This window comes from Bacteroides sp. OF03-11BH, assembly GCF_003604005.1.
Classification (GTDB): domain Bacteria; phylum Bacteroidota; class Bacteroidia; order Bacteroidales; family Bacteroidaceae; genus Bacteroides; species Bacteroides ovatus.
The window spans coordinates 135,527-155,341 of the sequence record NZ_QTMW01000007.1 but is presented as its reverse complement, the minus strand read 5'-3'; the positions used below and the strand labels follow the sequence as shown (position 1 = coordinate 155,341).

The following is a 19,815-nucleotide window of genomic DNA, read 5'->3' as shown; positions in this document are numbered from 1 at the left end:
TAAAGAACGAAATTATGAAAAATATATTCAAATTATTGGCTTTCTTACCTCTGCTGACTGCTTGTGACGATTTGTTTGAACCGGCACTGGAGAACAACAGAGATCTTGAGGCTATGTATAAAGAACCGAGCTATGCGCAGGGTATACTTGCGAACGCTTATATTATACTTCCTTACGAAACTTCACCTACAAGTGACTTGGCTACGGATGATGCTGTGACTAATGAGATTTCCAGTAACTATCTGCGAATGGCTACAGGTTCCTGGACTGCCAATAATAATCCGGTTTCCCAGTGGCAGAATCGTTTCAATGCTATCCAGTATATCAATCTTTTTTTGGAGAATGTAGATAAGGTAGAATGGGCAAAAGATGAACGTATCTCTACCATGTTTCTTGATCGTTTGAAAGGAGAGGCTTATGGGTTGCGTGCACTGCATATGTATTATTTGTTACGTGCACATGGTGGCAAGATTGCGGACGGCACATTGATGGGAGTACCTATTATTTTGAAATCGGAAGGACCGGATGCGGATTTTAATCATGCTCGTGCCACTTATTCCGATTGCGTGAAGCAAATAATGGAAGATGCTGATAAGGCTATCGAATTATTGCCGCTCGATTATAAGAAATTTGCAGATAGTGAGATACCGGAAAAATATAAAAACATCGGTGTGACGAATGCGAGTGATTATCGGCGTGTTTGTGGTGAAGAATATAGAGGGTTGATGAGCGGACGGATTGCATTGGCAGTCCGTGCACAAACGGCTCTGTTAGCTGCCAGTCCGGCATTTCAAAGCGGGTCGGGAATGACTTGGGAACAAGCTGCCGATTATGCTGCTGAAATTATAGAGAAAGCTAACGGTGGCGGCGGCTGCGGGCTGGATGCAGATGGATTGGAGTGGTATACACTTGCGGATAAAGATTATGGAACGGGCGGCAGTCCCGCTGAGGTTATTTGGCGTAGTAGTACAGATGATAATAATACATTGGAAACAGCTAACTTCCCTCCATCACTTTACGGAAACGGTCGTGTCAATCCTACCCAGAATCTGGTGGATGCCTTTCCTATGGCGAACGGTTACCCTATTTCTGAAACATCAGGCAATTACGATGCAGAAAACCCGTATGATAACCGTGATCCGCGTTTGGCAAAATACATCGTTTACAATGGTAGCAAGCAAGGTCCTAGTGATACGGAAATTATTACAGGGACTTACGGAACGAATACAGACGTTGTGAATAAGGAAAGCGGAAGGTCTACTCGTACAGGTTATTACTTGCGGAAACTATTGCGTAAAGAGTGTAACCCTAATTCACAGTATAATACAAAGAAGAAGCATTATACCGCACGTATCCGTTATACAGAGATGTTTCTGATTTATGCGGAGGCGGCTAATGAGGCTTGGGGACCACAGAATAATCATGGACATCTTTTTAGTGCTTATGATGTAATCAAAGCCATTCGTACGCGTGCCGGTTTAGGTCTCGATAATGGAGATGCTTATTTGGAGAGCATAAAGGATAATAAAGACAAGATGCGTGAACTAATCCGTAATGAACGCCGTATCGAACTTTGTTTTGAGAATTTCCGTTTTTGGGATTTACGTCGCTGGAATGTTGATTTGACCAAACTGAATGAAACTGCTCTTGGGGTGGAAATAAGCAAGAATGGTTCTGTAATGAACTACTCTCCGCTTACGGTAGAGAAAAGAAAGTATGAGGAGTATATGATTTACGGGCCAATACCTTTTGCTGAAGTAATGAAGTGGAGCAATCTGGAACAGAATGTCGGTTGGAAATAATTGTAAAATAATAAATAATGAAGCATATGAAATTAATTAAATTAATATTTGCCATGTCAGTTGGAGTCTTTGTTTCATGGACGATGACATCCTGTGAAAATCAAGATAATGAATTTCCTGATTATGAGGGCGGCACTTCAGTCTATTTTGCAACCCAGTATCCGGTGAGAACGTTGGTTATGGGTGAAGATGAGTATGATACGACGCTGGACAATGCTCATAAATGTAAGATTAATGCTACTATGGGCGGTGTTTATGCTAATAAGAAGGATATCACGATAGATATTGAAGTAGACAATACATTGTGTGATAACCTTTATTATTCGTATACTTCTGCATCTGAAAATGTGCCAGTAAAAGCTATGCCTTCCAACTACTATACATTATCTGATGATAAGATCACTCTGAAGAATGTATTGATGGATGGTGTGGAAGTCTCATTTACTGATGCTTTTTTTGCTGATCCCGAAGCATTGACCGCTACCTATGTTATACCTTTGGTAATGACAGGCGTGACTAATGCTGACCGTATTTTGAATGGTACTTTGTCCGAAGGGGCAGAAGCCGTCAGATGTAATTCGTCAGTGTGGTTGGTGCAACCACAGGATTATGTACTTTATTGTGTGAAATACATCAATAAATGGACTGGTAAGTATCTGCGTCATGGCGTGGACAAAGTGACAGAAAACGGGACAACTACCGAGAATGATCGCCATAACGAGTATGTAGAAGATGATGAAATATGTCAGACTGTAACAAAATCTTTGACTGAAACCATTCTTACAGTTACTACCAATTTAGGGACAACAGACAATCCGCGTAATATCAGTTATAAGTTGCTGCTGGTTTTTAATGGCGATGAATGTGTGGTTTCCGGGTTGGACGGCGTTACGGCTACTGGTACTGGTAAGTTTGTTCAAGACGGTGAGAAGAATAGTTGGGGTAATAAAGACCGTGATGCCATTTATTTGAAGTATACTGTGGATTTCAGTAATGGATTAAAGCTTGAAACAGAAGATACACTGGTTGCGCATAGTCGTGGCGTGGCAAGAGAAGATTTTACGCCGATCTATGTGAAGAATTAATCGTTAAATCTAGAAGAATATGAAATACTATAATAGAATTTTACTGCTTGCTATGGTTGCCGGAATAACTGTATCTTGTGCGGATGCGCTTTTTGCGGACTACAAGACAGAGAAACCGGAGAGTCTGAAAAAGTATGAGTACTTGAACGAATATGGTGATTTGAAAACATATATTGACCGTATCTCCCATCCCGACTTCAAGTTGGGAACGGGGGTCACGGTGAGTGATTTCTTGAAGCAAGATTTGGTTTATACTTTGACTGTCAACAACTATGACGACGTGACGGCTGGTAATGCCATGAAATATAGCTCCTGTGTAGATGCCAAAGGAAATATGGATTTCGGCACAGTCAAGAAGTTTGTGAAAACTGCAAAAGAAACAGGAATTAGTATTTACGGGCATACGCTCTGTTGGCATTCACAGCAGCAAAATGCTTATTTGAATGGGCTGATTGCGGATAAAGAACCGGAACCGGTTCCTGGTAGTTCAGAAATCGCACTTCATATAAAAACCTCGAAGCCTCAAGCGAATGTATGGGATTGGGAATTGTATTATGATTTGGATGAAGCATTAATAGCAAATCAAGAATATACTATAAGTGTGCGGATGAAGGCTTCTTCGGCTATAACCTTTCCGTTCTGGCCGGGGAAGAAAGATGGGACTGACACTCAATATGGTGCAGGGACCTTTTCAGCGGGTGAGCAATGGTCAACTAACACATTCACGTTTACACCTTCTGCTGATATCGATAGGTTACGGTTCTGTTTCGGTTTGTTTGGCGGTGATTTGTATTTTGATGATTTAACATTGACTGCCTCGGGCTCTGATAGAAATTTGATTATGAACTCTACTTTCGAAGAAAGCAAAGATCTGTCCCGATGGAGTAAAGCGAGTTGGATTGATTTTGCTTATGGGATAGAGGAGGTCCAGGAAAGTGGATCCGTGTTAACTAATGTATATATATTAGAGGATGACTTTTCAAGCGGAACAGCTATGATGGGTTGGGGAAATAACTCGACTCGGCAGGTGATTGACGGAGTACATCAAATGACAAATCCGTCGGAAGTAAATTCTTGGGAAGCACAGGCTGGCTATGATTTTTCAGCTCCTTTGACAGAAGGGACTACCTATTTTTTAAAGATGAAGATTAAAGGCAGTGTAGCAGGTAGTATTGGGGCGGTCTTTCAAAAACCGGACGGATTTGCCGGGCGTGGTGACTTCCCTTCCATACCAATTACAACAGAATGGGAAGAGGTTACTGTATTTACCAACTGCACGGGAGATGCGGCTACTCGTATTCTTTTTAATTATGGGAAGTATGCCGGTACCATCTATATTGATGATTTGTCTATATATTGGCAGAAGTCAGGTAATACGATTCCTCTGACTCCTGAAGAGAAAGAAGAAATCCTCACGAACGAACTGGAACGTTGGATTAAAGGTATGTTGGAATCTTGCGGTGGTTATGTTAAGGCATGGGATGTCGTGAATGAACCTATTTCCGGAAAAGATTCGGATGGGGATGGCTATTACGATCTTCAGTCAGCTTCTCAAACAGATGATAATGGTGTTTCCGGTGAAAACTTCTATTGGCAGGATTATTTGGGTGATGATTACGCCCGTATTCCGATTAAGTTTGCGCGTAAGTATTTTGCGGAGTCCGGTGGTAACCCTGATGAGTTGAAGCTTTTTATTAACGACTATAATCTGGAATCCGACTGGGATCAGAATAAGAAGTTAAAGAGCTTGATACATTGGATCGAACGTTGGGAGTCTGACGGGGAAACAAAGGTGGACGGTATCGGTACTCAAATGCATGTGTCTTACTATATGAATCCTGCTACTCAGGCTAGTAAGGAAAACGCCATTATCAATATGTTTACCCTGTTAGCTTCTACCGGTAAGCTCATAAAGATCACAGAATTGGATATGGGTATTGTCGATGCAGCTGGTGAAACGATACTGACAGAGAATCTGACAGACGAAATGCAGCAGAATATGTCTGATTTCTATCAGTTCATTATTGAGAAATATTTTGAGATTATTCCGGTGGCACAGCAATATGGCATCACTCATTGGAGCCCGACAGACAGCCCTTCTGAAAACTCCTTCTGGAGAAAAGGCCAGCCAATTGGTCTGTGGGATTTGAATTACAACCGCAAACCTGTCTATGTCGGTTTCCTTGAAGGTTTGAGAAATGGTACTGCCAGTAAATAAATGAGATAGAAAACTATCATGTAGTTTATGCTGATTTAGATTAGGCACGCTCGTCCGGATAGCGGAGTCTCTCGATAGAGCTCCGCTATTATTTTAAATAGATGTAATTAAATAGATTGATGAAATTATGAAAAGAATAATAGGTATATTAACTTTGTCTTGTCTGTTGTTTTCTGCTTGTGGCAAGGATGAAATTCCGCAAGAGGAAAACGAAAAAAAAACAGAAGAAACAACACCCGGTGATGATACCGGTGGTGATGAATCGGATGATGATCCTGATTCTCCGAAGCTGGTTGTTCCTTTACATGTAGAGGGACGTTATCTGAAAAATGAACAAGGGAAAATTGTCAACTTGCATGGATTTACGCAGACTTATAGTCCTTATTTTAATAACAACGCATGGAGTAATTATGATGTAAGCAGTTGTCTTAGCTATAACAAAAGTATGGTGGATAAAATACTGGCTGCCGGATGGAAATTTAACTTTGTACGTCTGCACATGGATCCTTATTGGAGTGATGATACTACGTTGCCTTATGTGCGTTATGAAGGACATGAACGTTTCTCGGAAACACGTTTCAAGAAGTACCTGAAAGAGTTATTTGTCCCGATGGCGGAATATTTTATTTCTAAAGGGATGTATGTGGTGATGCGCCCGCCGGGAGTTTGTCCACATGCAGGTGATACTGAAGATAACAGGTATCTAGGTATAGAGTTGGGAGATTCTTATCAGGAGTTTCTGCTGAAAGTATGGGACATTGTATCGCAGAATGCTGTTGTGAAGAATAATCCCGGGATTATGTTCGAGTTGGCTAATGAACCCGTTCATATAAAAGGTACAGACGGTAAATATGGTGGTGACGGTGATGCTTGCTTCATCAATATGCAAAAGTATTTTCAGGCGATTGTTGATAAAATACGTGGAAATGCTTGTAACAATATCATTTGGGTACCCGGATTGGGCTGGCAATCTCAGTATAGTGGCTATAAAGACCATCGTATCGAAGGAGAAAATATTGGTTTTGCCGTACACTGTTATCCGGGCTGGTATGGAAGTGATGCCGAACAGGACAGTGGTGAAGGAAATGGCTCCTCTACAGGAGGGGGATATGAACCTTTCCAACGTGGTTGGGACAAGCAAGTAGGTCCGGTAGCTAGTTTTGCTCCTGTCATGGTGACTGAGATAGACTGGGCACCGAAGAAATATGATGCAACATGGGGGAAAAGTATTACGGGAGTGGCGAAAGGCGAAGGTTTTGGAGCTAATTTCAAATACATAGCCGATCAATCCGGCAATGTTTCCTGGCTGTTCTTTACTACAAAGTCTCATGAACTGGCTGCTTTTAAGGATGTAGCGGGTGAACCGGGAAACTATACTTTTTTGAATGATCCGGAAGCGTGCCCGTGGGCTATTTATCACTGGTTTAAAGAGTATGCCGAAATGGATGAATAATAATATCAGTTTTGTTACAAGATGAAGAAGATTATATTATTAAGTTGTTTATTATGTGCAGGCATATTTGCCTTTGCACAAGACCCGAATTTCCATATTTATCTTTGTCTGGGACAATCCAATATGGAAGGGAATGCAAAGATCGAGGCCCAGGATACGTGCAATGTCAATGAACGCTTTCTGATGATGGCGGCTGTTGATTGTCCGTTTTTGGGACGTGTCAAAGGACAGTGGTATAAGGCTATTCCTCCGTTGGTACGTTGCCATACAGGGTTAACACCGGCCGATTATTTCGGACGTACGTTAGTGGAAAGGCTGCCTGATAATATTAAGGTAGGTGTCATCAATGTAGCTGTAGGTGGTTGCAGGATTGAACTGTTTGATGAGGAGAATTGCGAAGAGCATATTGCCTCTCAACCGGAATGGCTGAAAAATACCGCGAAAGCGTATGGTAATAATCCTTACCGTAGACTAAAGGAATTGGCTGTAGAAGCACAAAAAGCGGGAGTGATTAAAGGTATCCTCTTGCATCAGGGCGAGTCTAATACCGGTGATAAAGAGTGGCCTCAAAAGGTAAAGAGATTCTATGAGAATTTGTTGAGGGATTTGAATCTTCAGGCAAAAGATGTTCCCTTGTTGGCGGGAGAAGTAGTGCATGCCGACCAGAATGGCAGATGTGCAAGCATGAATGAGATAATCAATACGCTGCCGCAAGTGATTCCGACCGCATACGTGATTCCTTCTTCGGGCTGTCCTGCCGCAGAAGATAATTTGCATTTCACGGCAGAGGGATACAGGAAATTGGGAGTTCGGTATGCCGGGAAACGACTCCTTTTGTTGGAGAAGGAACCAAACTCCGGGATTACTACCGAACCGGCATCCACTAATATTCCGGGATATGACTATCCCCGGGTGGATAAAGAGGGGCGTGCTCATTTTCGTTTCTATGCTCCGCAGGCTAACAGGCTACAAGTGGATTGTTGCGGAAAGAAGTATGATATGTGGAAAGATGCCGGAGGACTCTGGACGGCAACGACCAACCCTCTGCCTGTAGGATTCCATTATTATTTCCTGATTGCAGACGGGGTGTCGGTAACAGATCCTTCCAGTTATACGTTCTTCGGTTGTTGCCGTATGGCAAGTGGCATCGAAATCCCTGAAGGTGAGGAGGGGGATTATTATCGTCCTCAACAGGTACCTCACGGGCAGGTTCGTTCCTGTACGTATTACTCCGAAACGCAGAAAGAGTTCCGTCGGTGTATGGTATATACGCCGGCAGAGTATGAAACTCATCCGAAGAAGCGCTATCCGGTATTGTATCTGCAACATGGCATGGGTGAAGATGAAACCGGCTGGAGCACGCAGGGAAAGATGAATCATATTATGGACAACCTGATTGCATCCGGTCAGTGTGTGCCGATGCTCGTGGTGATGGATAGCGGTGATGTGGAAGCTCCGTTCCGGCCGCGTCCGGGAAAAGATGTGAACGAGGAGCGGGCTTTGTATGGCGCCACCTTTTATGACGTTATTCTGAAAGACCTGATTCCTATGATAGACCGGACATTCCGTACGAAAACCGACCGCGAACACCGTGCTATGGCAGGACTCTCGTGGGGAGGACATCAGACTTTCAATACGGTTCTGCCTCATCTCGATAAGTTTTCTTATATCGGAAGTTTCAGCGGGGCGATTTTTGGTCTGGATATGAAGACTTGTTTTAACGGAGTGTTTGCGGATGCGGACAAGTTCAATAAGAAAGTGAATTATTTCTTTCTCGGCTGTGGCACGGAGGAACAAATGGGAACAAAGAAGATGGTGGATTCACTCCGGAAACTGGGTATCGAGGTTGATTATTATGAATCGCAAGGCACAGCGCATGAATGGCTCACGTGGAGACGTTGCCTGAAAGAATTTGTACCACATTTATTTAAACACTGAAAATAGCATGAAAATGAAATCTACATTTATCGCAGCTACATTGTTGCTCGTTTCGGTTATGACCGAAGGAGGACTGTCAGCGCAAAACCCGATTGTGCAAACTTGCTTTACTACAGACCCGGCTCCTATGGTACACGACGGCACCTTGTATGTGTATACGGGACACGATGAAGACAAAGCGGATTTTTTCTGGATGCAGGAATGGCGTGTATATTCTACCAAAGATATGGTGAACTGGACCGATCACGGCTCTCCTCTTGCCATCGAATCATTCGACTGGGCGGACGACCGTGCCTGGGCAGCACAATGTGTAGAGCGTAATGGTAAGTTTTATTGGTATGTCTGCCTGCATTCCAAACTTTCCAATACGATGGCAATCGGTGTGGCAGTCGGTGATACGCCTGTCGGTCCTTTTAAAGATGCCATCGGCAAACCGCTTCATGACGGAAGCTGGGACTATATTGATCCTACGGTCTTCATTGATGATGACGGTCGTGCTTATCTGTATTGGGGAAATCCGAATATCTATTATGCAGAACTGAATGACGACATGATTTCCTTGAAAGGTGAAGTGGGCAAACTGGAACAGACTGTTGAGAGCTTTGGTGCACCCAATCCGGAAAAACGTGTCAAAGATGTTAAGTATAAAGATACTTATACAGAAGGTCCATGGCTTCATAAACGGGAAGGAAAATATTATCTTCTTTATGCTGCCGGAGGTGTACCCGAACATATTGCCTATTCCATGAGTGACGGACCTCTTGGGCCGTGGAAGTATATGGGAGAAATCATGCCTTTACAAGATACGGGCTCGTTTACTAACCATTGTGGAGTGATAGACTATAAAGGCAATTCTTATTTCTTCTATCATACGGGTAAGCTGCCGGGTGGTGGAGGCTTCGGGCGAAGTGCGGCGGTGGAGCAATTTAAGTATAACGCTGACGGCACTTTCCCGATTATTAATGCTACCCGGGAAGGGGTGTCACCGGTAGGTACGCTCAATCCTTACGAAAGGGTGGAAGCTGAAACAATCGCTTTTTCTGAAGGTGTGAAGTCCGAACCAAATGTGAAAACCGGTATATATATATCTGAAATTCATAATGGAGATTATATAAAGGTACGTGAAGTGGATTTCGGCAATAAATCCCCCAAACGGTTCACTGCTACCGTTGCCAGTGCCCTTCGTGGCGGAACACTTGAAGTACGTACAGACAGTATAAGCGGACCATTAATTGCGGAACTGACTATTCCTTCAACGGGAGGTTGGGAATGCTGGAAAACATTGCAGACTGATATTGTAAAACCGGTCACAGGAATACAAGATATTTATTTTGTATTCAAAGGACGTAAAGGCTGCAAACTGTTTAACTTTGATTGGTACAAGTTTAACAGATAAACATGCTAGAGAGCAGTTGGGTTACTCTTCTTTTTTACTCAACTGCTCTTTCATATACATTGAAGGCGGCATTCCATACAATTCTTTGAATGTTGTCGAGAAATTATTAGGATCAGTGAATCCTGTTAACATGGCTATCTCGGATATGGTATGCTGTTTTTCGGACAATAAACGAGCGGCTTCTTTTAAACGTATATTACGTATAAAGTCACGGGTTGTCTGGTTGGTGAGCTCTTTGAGTTTCCTGTGAAGATGTACGCGGCTAATACCTACCTCGGTGGTGATTGTCTCTATTGTCAAGTTAGGGTTACTGATGTTTTCATTGATCACTTTCATAATACGTTCCATCAATTTCTCATCGGGTGATTTCACTTCCAGTTTCTGAACCTTGTTTTCCAGATTTTGCTGGCCTGTAAATACTTTGCGTAACTGCTGCCGTGTATTAATCAGATTTTCTACCGTCTTTTGCAGAATTTCGATATTGAATGGCTTCATGATATAGGCGTCGGCTCCTGTATTCAGACCTTCAAGGTTGTCTTCTTCCCTCGTTTTTGCAGTAAGCAAAATGACTGGGATATGGTTGAGGTTTACATTCTGCTTGATCTTCCGGCATAAGGTGAGTCCGTCCATTTCGGGCATCATGATGTCACTAATGACTAAGTCCGGAGCCTTTTTAAATATTTGCTCTAATGCTTCTTTACCATTACGGCTTTCCATGATATGAAATTTGTCCCCAAACTCCTTCGCTATATAATTTCGGATTTCTTCGTCGTCTTCTACAATTAATACGCGATATTTAGTTTTTACCCTGACTTTCTTTTCTTCCTTATTTTCTATAATGGGAGAGATGACAGGAACAGTTGGTACGGCTACTGTTACCTTTTGCTCATTGTTGTCAACTTCTTCAGGTCGTAGATGCTTGTTACCCAACGGTAATCGGATAATAAAACGGCAACCCGGTTGTTCTTTATTATTTTCTACATAGATAATTCCATGATGTAATTCCACTAATGAACGAGTAAGATGTAATCCTATTCCTGTTCCGCCTTTCGGATTCTGTTGGCTGTTACGGATCTGATAGAAACGTTCGAAGATATGTTCTTTTTCCTGTTCATCGATGCCTGTTCCGGTATCCGCGATAATTATTTCGGCATATTGTTTCAAGGGATCGGGCAGTGTATTATCTTCTCCAGTACGGATGGTAATATCTATGTTTCCTTTTTCAGGAGTAAACTTGAAGGCATTAGACAGAATATTCAGGATAATCTTATCAAAATTACCTGTGTCTACCCATACATTCAGTTCCCGGAGCGTACTGTGAAGTTGTAGCTGGATATTTTTTGTATTTGCCTGTTGACCGAAAGTTGTACATAAATCCTCAATAAAAGGAATAATATTGGTCTCCCGGAACATCAGGAACATTTGTCCTTTATCAATTTTCCGAATATCCATTAGTTGATTGACAAGATTCAGAATACGTTCCGCATTTCTGTAGATAATATGATATATTTTCAGGCGTTCATTGTTCTCCTCATTCTTAATCAGTTTCTGTAGAGGGCTGATGATTAGAGACATCGGAGTGCGTATCTCATGAGAGATGTTGATAAAGAACTGCAATTTTGCTTCATTGATTTGTTCGGCATGGATATGTTGCAGCATTTCCTGATGCATTCTGTACCGATGTCTGATCTGAAGAATAATGATAAATATAATGGTCAGTAATAATAAGGAGTAGATAACTTTAGCCCACCATGAAGCATACCATGCAGGAGATATAAAGATGGTAATTTCTTTTATATTTGAATACACGGTGTTGTCTTTTGCTCTGATTTTAAAGTTATAGGTACCGGGTTTCAGATTGCTGAATGAGATACGGTTTACACCTTTGGGCAAACTAATCCATTTTTCATCGTTGATAGAATAAAGGTAGTTGATGTGTTCGGGGGCATTTAATTCCAGAGTGGCAAACTCGATACTGAACACATTGTCTTTATGGGATAGATAAAACTCTTTTGCGTTGAATACAGGGCAGTTGATAATATTGTGAATACCGGATTTCATTCCTTTTCTAACCGGATTGTTATGCAGGAAAAAGTCGGTAATCCGGATATTCCATGTTTTTGCCGGATTGATAATGTCTTGCGGATTGAAATAGGTGATACCATTCATTCCGCCAAACCAGATGATACCTTGTTTATCTTTGAAGGAGGCATTCTTGTAGAACTCATTTCCCTGTAATCCGTCGCTGACATAATAATTGATAAATTTGTTGTTTTTCTTTTGGAATTGGGAAATTCCGGCATTGGTGCTTATCCAAAGAAAATCTTTTCCGTCTCCTTGTATGGCATATATTGTATTACTGGGCAATCCGTCTGCAGTAGTATAAGTGGTTAGTTCTTTCGTTTTTTTATTCCAACCGGATAATCCTTCGGAACTGCCCAACCAGACAACTCCGTCGGCATCTTCAAAGATTGAATAAATAACATTTTGTGAGAGTATCTTATGACTTTGAAAATCAGGACTGTCAAGGTCTATACAGTTGACGCCGTCATAAGTTCCGACATACAGCTTATTATCATCGGAATAGTGGAGGCAACCTATCCATTCGTTGATTAGAGATGTCTGAGATTGTACGGATGTAAATTCTTTCGTTTTCAGGTCATAGTAGAACAAACCGAATCCCATTGTCGCAATCCAAAGTCGCTTGTTTTTATCTTCTGCGAAATCATATACACGTTGTATATAGTTGTTGTTCTTATCTACCAGTTTGTACTGGTAATCGCATAATCCTGTCTGTTTGTTCAGCTTTCCCATACCGTTGATAAAGGAGCCGACCCAAATGTTGTACTCGGAATCTTCATATAGTTTTATAACTGTTGAAGGCACAGAATTAGGGTGATTAGTATGCGAGAAATGTTTAGCCGGTTCTAACTTTTCTGTCAGGGCATAAATTCCGTCATTGTCTGTTCCAACCCATAACATACCGTTGTTGTCTTTGCAGAATGAGGTTATACAACTGGAACCGATTATGTTTTTATCCATGGATTTATGTCCTATATACTTGAAACTGTTTGTTCGGGCAGGTATCTGCATGACTCCTTTCTGATAAGCAGCCAACCATAAGTTACCGGAATTGTCTTTTAGGATAGAATGTATTTTTGAATTTTTTGAATCAAAATAGTTGTTGTCAAAATTGTATTCGGAGATTTCATGAGTTTGGTTATTGTAGACACTCATACCTTTACCGTCAGTTCCGATATATAATTCATTTTGCGGTCCGGAATAGAGGAAACAGATAGGAAGTTCTCTCTTTTCTTTAAAATCAATAGGTATAAAGGAGTCTTGTCTTTTGTTATAGACGAATAGTCCTTTTCTCATACTTCCTACATAAATATTCCCACGTGAATCTTCACATATACTTTTGACATATCCGTTGTCTTTAGATAAATACAAAGTAAGTTGGTTATTAGAATCAAGGCGATATACTCCTTCTTCGCCTTTTGCTATCCAGACATTCTGTTTCTTGTCTTCAATCATAAATCCTGTTGATGTCATGGGGATATCAATTTTTTGAACAGTCAACAGGTAATCTTTGATATTCAACCTGCACAACATATTTCCGGATACCCATATTTCTCCATTTCTCCTTTCGATAAAGGAAACAATATTGCTTTCAAATATTTCTCCATTGTCTTCCCTTATTGCAAGTGGGGTAAAATTGTCTGTGGCCGGATCATACATTTGAATTCCCATATATGTACCGATAAACAAATGACCTTTGCTGTCCTCAAAAACAGTACGAACAAAATTGTGGGCTAACGAATGTTCATTATTGGGCTCATGTTTGTATATGGTAAATTTAGCACCGTCATAACGGTTCAGACCATCTTCTGTTGCAATCCAAATGAAACCGTTCCGGTCTTGATATATTTGATTAATCAGACTACTGGAGAGCTCTTTGTCAGTAGTGAATAACTTAGGAGATTGCCCGTTGCATAACAAAGAAAACAATAATAATAGAAAAGTGAATACATTTTTCATAGTTATAGATCGTTGTTTGTTGTACAAAGAAAAATAAAAACCTAAATATAACCTAATAAAAGATGAATATTTTCATTAGGCTCCGGGAGTACAATCAGATGTTGTAACATCGTTTGTGAAAAATGTAACATGAGAAAAGATTAACCTCTCCTTATGTATTATTGTTTTCCTTTCATTGTATTTACAATATAGCTTTTACCGGCTTTTGTTTCGATGTCATATTCGTAAACCTTCTGCAGCTTGGGAGATTGCGCACTTACCCCTTTGGCTACAAGAGGTTGCTTGATAGGAGTGGTGGCGAATAATCTGTTTGAGCACTCTTTCCCGTTTACTTGTTTTAAGCCTTTCCCTTTCAGGGGAACATAAGACCGGATGCGGAGCGTACCACCTATATTCGACCGGATGATCGCTTTATTTAACACATTGTTTTTCCAGTCCATATCGACAGTAAAGTTTCCACGTGCCACCAGCCCCTTCACACTTCCTTCTTCCCATGCATCAGGCAATGCCGGCAATAAATGTACGGCACCGTCATGACTTTGGAGCAACATTTCCGCTACTCCGGCTGTATAACCGAAATTACCGTCAATCTGGAAAGGCGGATGGGCATCCAGCATATTGGGATAGGTACGCCCGTTCGGATATTCTTTAGCCAAGTTATCGTTGGGCAATAGTTGAATCATATTTTTAATGATTTGGAAGGCATGGTTTCCATCCAGCATACGTGCCCAGAAATTGACTTTCCAGCCGATACTCCAACCGGTAGCTTTATCACCGCGTTGAAGCAATGTGTTTCTTGCTGCCTGGAATAACTCGGGATTTGAGTATGGAGAAATTTGATTACTCGGATATAGCCCGTACAAATGTGAAATATGACGGTGCTCGTCCTTGGGATTGTCAATATCTTCAAGCCATTCTTGTAGTTGGTTATGTTTTCCTATTTGCATAGGTGGCAACTTCTCTAGTGTTTGTTTGAGGGAGTCTTGGAAAGAGGGGGCTTCACCTGCGATGTATGAAGCCAATAAGGTATTATGCAGTGCATCAAAAGCAATCTGGTTATCCATGGTGCATCCGGCAGTGACCGGACCATGTTCAGGCGATACGGAGGGAGCTACCACCAGCCATTTATAGGTAGGATGTTCTACCAGAAAGTCCATATAGAATTGTGCGGTTCCTTTCAGTATCGGATAATATTCTTTTAGAAATTCTTGATCTCCGGTGAAAAGATAATGTTGCCAGATATGTTGGGCCAACCAGGCGCCGCCGCTAGGCCACATGCCGGCTGCTGCAAAATCGACTACACCACAGATTCTCCATAAGTCGGTGTTATGATGTGCCACCCATCCGCGTGAGTTATACATGTTTCGGGCGGTTTTGGTCCCTGTGACGGATAAATCTTTCAACATTGAGAATAACGGACTATGTGTTTCACTTAAATTAGTGACTTCTGCCGGCCAATAGTTCATTTCTGTATTGATATTGATGGTGTATTTGCTATCCCAGGGTGCATGAGTACTGTTATTCCATATACCTTGCAGATTAGCCGGTTGCCCACCCGGTTGCGAAGAAGAAATCAGCAGATAACGTCCATAATGGAAAAGTAGAGCTGCCATTGCCATGTCTTCCCCATTTCCGAAGTTTTCAATTCGTTTGGGAGTCTCCAGTTGGGAAGCTTTGCCTGCCGGTAATGTAAGGCGTACACGGTCAAATTGTTTTTTATAATAAGCGATATGGTTTTTGAGAGCTTTTTCGTAAGGTATTTGCATTGCTCTTTTCAGATATTCGCTGGTTCGGTGGGATTCATCGGCGCTGACATCCTGGTAGTTTACGTAGTTGGTTGCTGCCGATATATAAAGGGTGGCTTCTGTTCCTTCATTTATTTGGAGAGTATTTCCTGCCGGGCGGAGAGTGCCATTCGTTTTTACCTGGATTTGACATTCTGCCCGTAGTGCGGCTTTCAAACCTTCCTGCTCTTTCCCTTGACAGGTGACGGTCAGCTGATCGTTCTGAACATTCACCTTATGTACTAGAGGGCAGTTATATGCAATAGTAAAGTTCAGTGCGTTTGCTTTACTTGCTTTGATATGCATAATAATGACATTATCAGTAAATGAAGCAAAAGTGGTGCGGGTATAAGTGACGTCATCTACTTGATAACGGGTAGTTGTCGTTGCATTCTCCAGATTCAGATCGCGGTAAAAGCCGGATGCGTTTTGGTGTTCTGGAAATTCCAGGTAAAGACTACCTAATGTCAGATAGCTCATTCCGTGTTGCTGGGTTAAGAAGTTGGCGTCAATGAGTCTTTGCGCTTCCTTGTTTCTCCCTTCAAAAATCAGTTTGCGTACAACCGGTAGCACATGTACGGCATTCGGGTTATTATTATTGTATGGAGAACCTGCCCAAAATGTTTCTTCGTTGAGTTGTAATTCTTCGCGTTCGATTCCGCCATATACCATGGCTCCAAGACGGGAGTTACCAATAGGGAGAGCTTCCGACCAATTTTGTGCAGGTTGACTATACCACAGTTTCAGGTCCTGTCCTGAAACAAGGTTGCTTATTAATAGGAATAATACAAAAAAAGTGTTTCTGTTCATATTGTATGGATTTGTAGCAAAGGTAGCTCATTTCCCAATACAAAAGGCAAAAAACTGTTTCTGAAATCTACCTTGGAAGTAACTTCTTTCCATATTTATGTTACTAATATATATGGTGTATGTTCCACAGGGTAAAATAATAACTGCTGGCTTCTTTTTGATTTATTATCAGCCTTGCCCTCTTGTCAAGTAGCTTGTTTGCAAGCTGATTAAGTAGGGAGGTATAAGAAGGGAAGCTGGTATAGTTGCGTTGGGATACCGGTATTGTTCTATGAAAGTACCGGTATCATTAATTCCCCACGGCCGTGACAAGATCTTCCCACGGCCGTGGTAGGAACTCGTCACGGCTGTGGGAAGAAGCTACCACGGCCGTGAAGAATTAAGTATACCGGTATCCTGACCGAACAATAGTTATTGAATGATAGAAGTATACCAGTTGTATGACGGATGTTTAATGGAGGCTTTTCTTGAAAGGTAAGTAAAGCTGGATGGATAGGAGATATGGGAGAGTAAAATCATAAAATAATAGGCTGACAATAAAACTTATAAAATGTTATTGTCAGCCTATTGTCAGGGCTTATTGTCAGCGTCTAATGTGCTGGAAATCATTCGTCTAATGAATAGGAATGACGGCTGACAATAAGAACTGCAAAATTTATATGTAAATACAATCAGTGTGTAGTAATTGACTTGTCTCTACATGGATCTTTTTATCTATTATCTCTCTTGCTTTTCGATTCATTCATAAACAGATAAGATTTCTTGTAGCCTCCGTAGTCTACAACCAACTTTTCCAGCACGATGCCCGGATCAAGAGGTTTGAAAATTAGTGTCTGCATGCCGTCTGATGTATTCGGCACATTCAGTTTGACCTTTTTCTCAACGATACGTCTTGCAACTGTCGGATAGTATATGCTGTATACATTTTCAGGAAGCTCATTTAAGTTATGATTGAAATTGATAGTCTGTTCCTTCGTTCCTTCGAATCCGATACTGTACTCATGCCCTTTCCGGTCGTGGAAAGCAAGAGTCGATTTCACTATCACGTGAACAGTCACTTTGTCGACTCCTTTAGGCAATTTTATTTTGTAGGAGATAGAAGCTCCGTCGGTCGGCTGGGTATAAGGCATCAGAGCCATGCCGCTAAGGGTTCGTCCCATGTAGGGGATCACTGTCCATTCCGTACCTGGTGCTGCTTTAGTGCTGTAATAGTGTTCGGCCTCCATAGCTACATATCCGTCTTTCCCGGTGAAGACGTATCCACCGACAGCCTTTTCCGGATTTTCGATTCGGTAGGTTTGTGGTAGTGTATCAGCGGGGAAATTATCATTCCATGAGGTATAACCGATATGTTTCTGAATCATCATGTTCTTCCATTTACCGCCGGACATAACATTGTTATAATCGTCACTCAACGCTTTATCCCGTGCAAAAGCCTGTTCCACTTTATCTGCCCATTCGTTAGCTTGCGGATTGTTTTCTTTGTACAATTTATGGTTCATGACTTGTGCATAATACATCTCGTACAGGTTTGCCATGGCTTGAACAGGGAAGAGGATTAATTGCTTGTAGGCATCTTTATATTCTGGTTTCAATGATATGTATTGTCTCAAAGCTTCCGCTTCCAGTTTCAGATATTCATCAGATACTTGTTTCCATTCGCCGGTCTCCAGGTTATAAGTATTCCGGTCGAGCATTTCTCCCGTTACGCGACCGTTATATTTGCTGTACAGGTTTAAGATTCGCATAGCTTCATCCGCTTGATCTTTGCCAAACTGCTGTGCGCAGAAACGGCGGGGATGTTCTAACAGATTGCCGGCATTATATTGCCTTGGATTCCATGCCATATCCAGAAAGAGAGTGATGGGATACTCCATGGGTTTGAGGTCGCCTACATTCAATACCCATAATTTATCTACCCCGTAGTTATACGTCAGTTGGAGTTGCTCCCACATATTTTGTATCGGAGTAACATTGATCCATTTTGAATTTCGGGGGGCTCCTACATAATCTACATGGTAGTACATTCCCCAACCACCAGGATGTTTACGCTCCTTTTCGTTGGGCAAGCGGCGTACATTTCCCCAGTTGTCATCGCACAATAGCATGATTACGTCATCGGGAACACGCATTCCTTTGTCATAGTAATCCATCACTTCTTTATATAAAGCCCAGATTTGGGGAATCTCTTTAGCCGGTCGTCCGGTCACTTTCTCGATAATCTTGCGTTGATTCTTTACAATCCTTTCCAACAATTTCACGTTTATATCCTCGCTCATGGCGGCATCACCGTCACCACGCATACCGATAGTCACAATATCCTCTGTACCTTGTCTTCGTTCAATACCTTCACGGAAGAAGCGGTCGAGCATTTTCTGGTTGGTCGTGTAATCCCATGCTCCGTATTCTTTACGCTTGTTCGCCCACTCTTGATGATTGCGTGCCATGGGTTCGTGATGGGAAGTGCCAATAATAATTCCCATTTCATCAGCTGTCTTACTGTTTAGAGGATCATCCGCATAAAAAGCCCATGCCCACATGGCAGGCCATACAAGATTACCTTTCAGGCGAAGTATCAGTTCAAAAATGCGTGCATAAAAGCGGTGGTCACCATAGTTTGTTCCATAAGTTTGTTTTACCCAGCCGGTCAGACAGGGAGCTTCGTCGTTTAGAAAGATACCTCGATAAGTGACTGCAGGTTCGCCGTCGGTATAACTACCCGGAATAACATATACATTCTTTTGTTTTACGACAGGGACATCGGCCCACCAATACCAGGGGGATACACCTATTTGTTCGGAAAGTTCGTAAATACCGTAAATCGTGCCCCGCTTGTCGCTTCCGGCAATGACTAGTGCACGGTCAATTCCTTCTAGTGGTTTGTCGATAGTCCGGATTATATATTTTTCTTTTTTCCCATTCAACTCTTCCTTTTCCAACTTGCCGGTTTTAAATAGAGCTTTGATAAAAGGGGATTCGTTACTGCCGATAATGATCGTTTGTCTATCTCCATTAGAAATATTCAGAATTTCCGGTCGATTGCCGGAAACTTGGGCTATATCTTTTTGAAGATTTTTGATAGCCATCTGGATTCCTTTCTCTTCATTACTGTCAGTAAGGATAGAACAAGGAACTCCATTTGAGATAACTGGAAAATAATCCGGACTTTGTTGGAACACAACAAAACGGTCGGCAGCGAAAGCGATGTTGATAAAGAACAGAAAATTTAATAAAGCGGTTACTCTTTTCATGTCATTATAAATAAATTGTTAATCATTGGGATTTATT

The 19,815-nt window shown here is 41.8% G+C and carries 8 protein-coding genes and 1 pseudogene; 6 read left to right on the top strand and 3 right to left on the bottom strand.

Annotated features, from left to right (window positions below):
* Positions 1-14: 14 nt before the first annotated feature.
* From DXA54_RS07645 to DXA54_RS07620, 6 genes and pseudogenes are all read left to right on the top strand, one after another.
* Positions 15-1,802, top strand: coding sequence for a RagB/SusD family nutrient uptake outer membrane protein (locus tag DXA54_RS07645; protein ID WP_004305123.1), 1,788 nt, complete (start codon positions 15-17; stop codon positions 1,800-1,802).
* 26 nt (positions 1,803-1,828) lie between these two features.
* A complete protein-coding gene (locus tag DXA54_RS07640) occupies positions 1,829-2,887 on the top strand; it encodes a DUF5627 domain-containing protein (protein ID WP_008024360.1) in 1,059 nt (352 codons plus the stop codon).
* A gap of 19 nt (positions 2,888-2,906) precedes the next feature.
* Positions 2,907-5,105 carry an endo-1,4-beta-xylanase gene (locus DXA54_RS07635; RefSeq protein WP_004324537.1) on the top strand — a complete coding sequence of 733 codons (2,199 nt, stop codon included), beginning with the start codon at positions 2,907-2,909 and terminating at the stop codon, positions 5,103-5,105.
* A 127-nt stretch (positions 5,106-5,232) separates the two neighbouring features.
* Positions 5,233-6,546: pseudogene (locus DXA54_RS07630) on the top strand (glycoside hydrolase family 5 protein); the annotation flags it as partial.
* A 33-nt stretch (positions 6,547-6,579) separates the two neighbouring features.
* Positions 6,580-8,496 (top strand): sialate O-acetylesterase, encoded by a 1,917-nt coding sequence (locus DXA54_RS07625; RefSeq protein ID WP_120079155.1) that lies wholly within the window; start codon positions 6,580-6,582, stop codon positions 8,494-8,496.
* Positions 8,497-8,503: 7 nt separating this feature from the next.
* Complete coding sequence (locus DXA54_RS07620) at positions 8,504-9,892, top strand: glycoside hydrolase family 43 protein (RefSeq protein ID WP_004299674.1); 1,389 nt, start codon at positions 8,504-8,506, stop codon at positions 9,890-9,892.
* Between the two features lie 21 nt (positions 9,893-9,913).
* Here the strand turns inward: DXA54_RS07620 and DXA54_RS07615 are convergent, their stop codons facing one another.
* The 3 genes from DXA54_RS07615 to DXA54_RS07605 form a co-directional block, all read right to left on the bottom strand.
* The gene (locus DXA54_RS07615; protein ID WP_120079154.1) at positions 9,914-13,933 is read right to left on the bottom strand and encodes a two-component regulator propeller domain-containing protein; all 4,020 of its coding nucleotides are present in this window, start codon (positions 13,931-13,933) and stop codon (positions 9,914-9,916) included.
* Between the two features lie 158 nt (positions 13,934-14,091).
* Positions 14,092-16,527, bottom strand: coding sequence for a glycosyl hydrolase family 95 catalytic domain-containing protein (locus tag DXA54_RS07610; RefSeq protein ID WP_055235222.1), 2,436 nt, complete (start codon positions 16,525-16,527; stop codon positions 14,092-14,094).
* A gap of 710 nt (positions 16,528-17,237) precedes the next feature.
* On the bottom strand, positions 17,238-19,778 hold the full coding sequence (locus tag DXA54_RS07605) for a glycosyl hydrolase 115 family protein (protein ID WP_008649502.1): 2,541 nt from the start codon (positions 19,776-19,778) through the stop codon (positions 17,238-17,240).
* Positions 19,779-19,815: the final 37 nt, after the last annotated feature.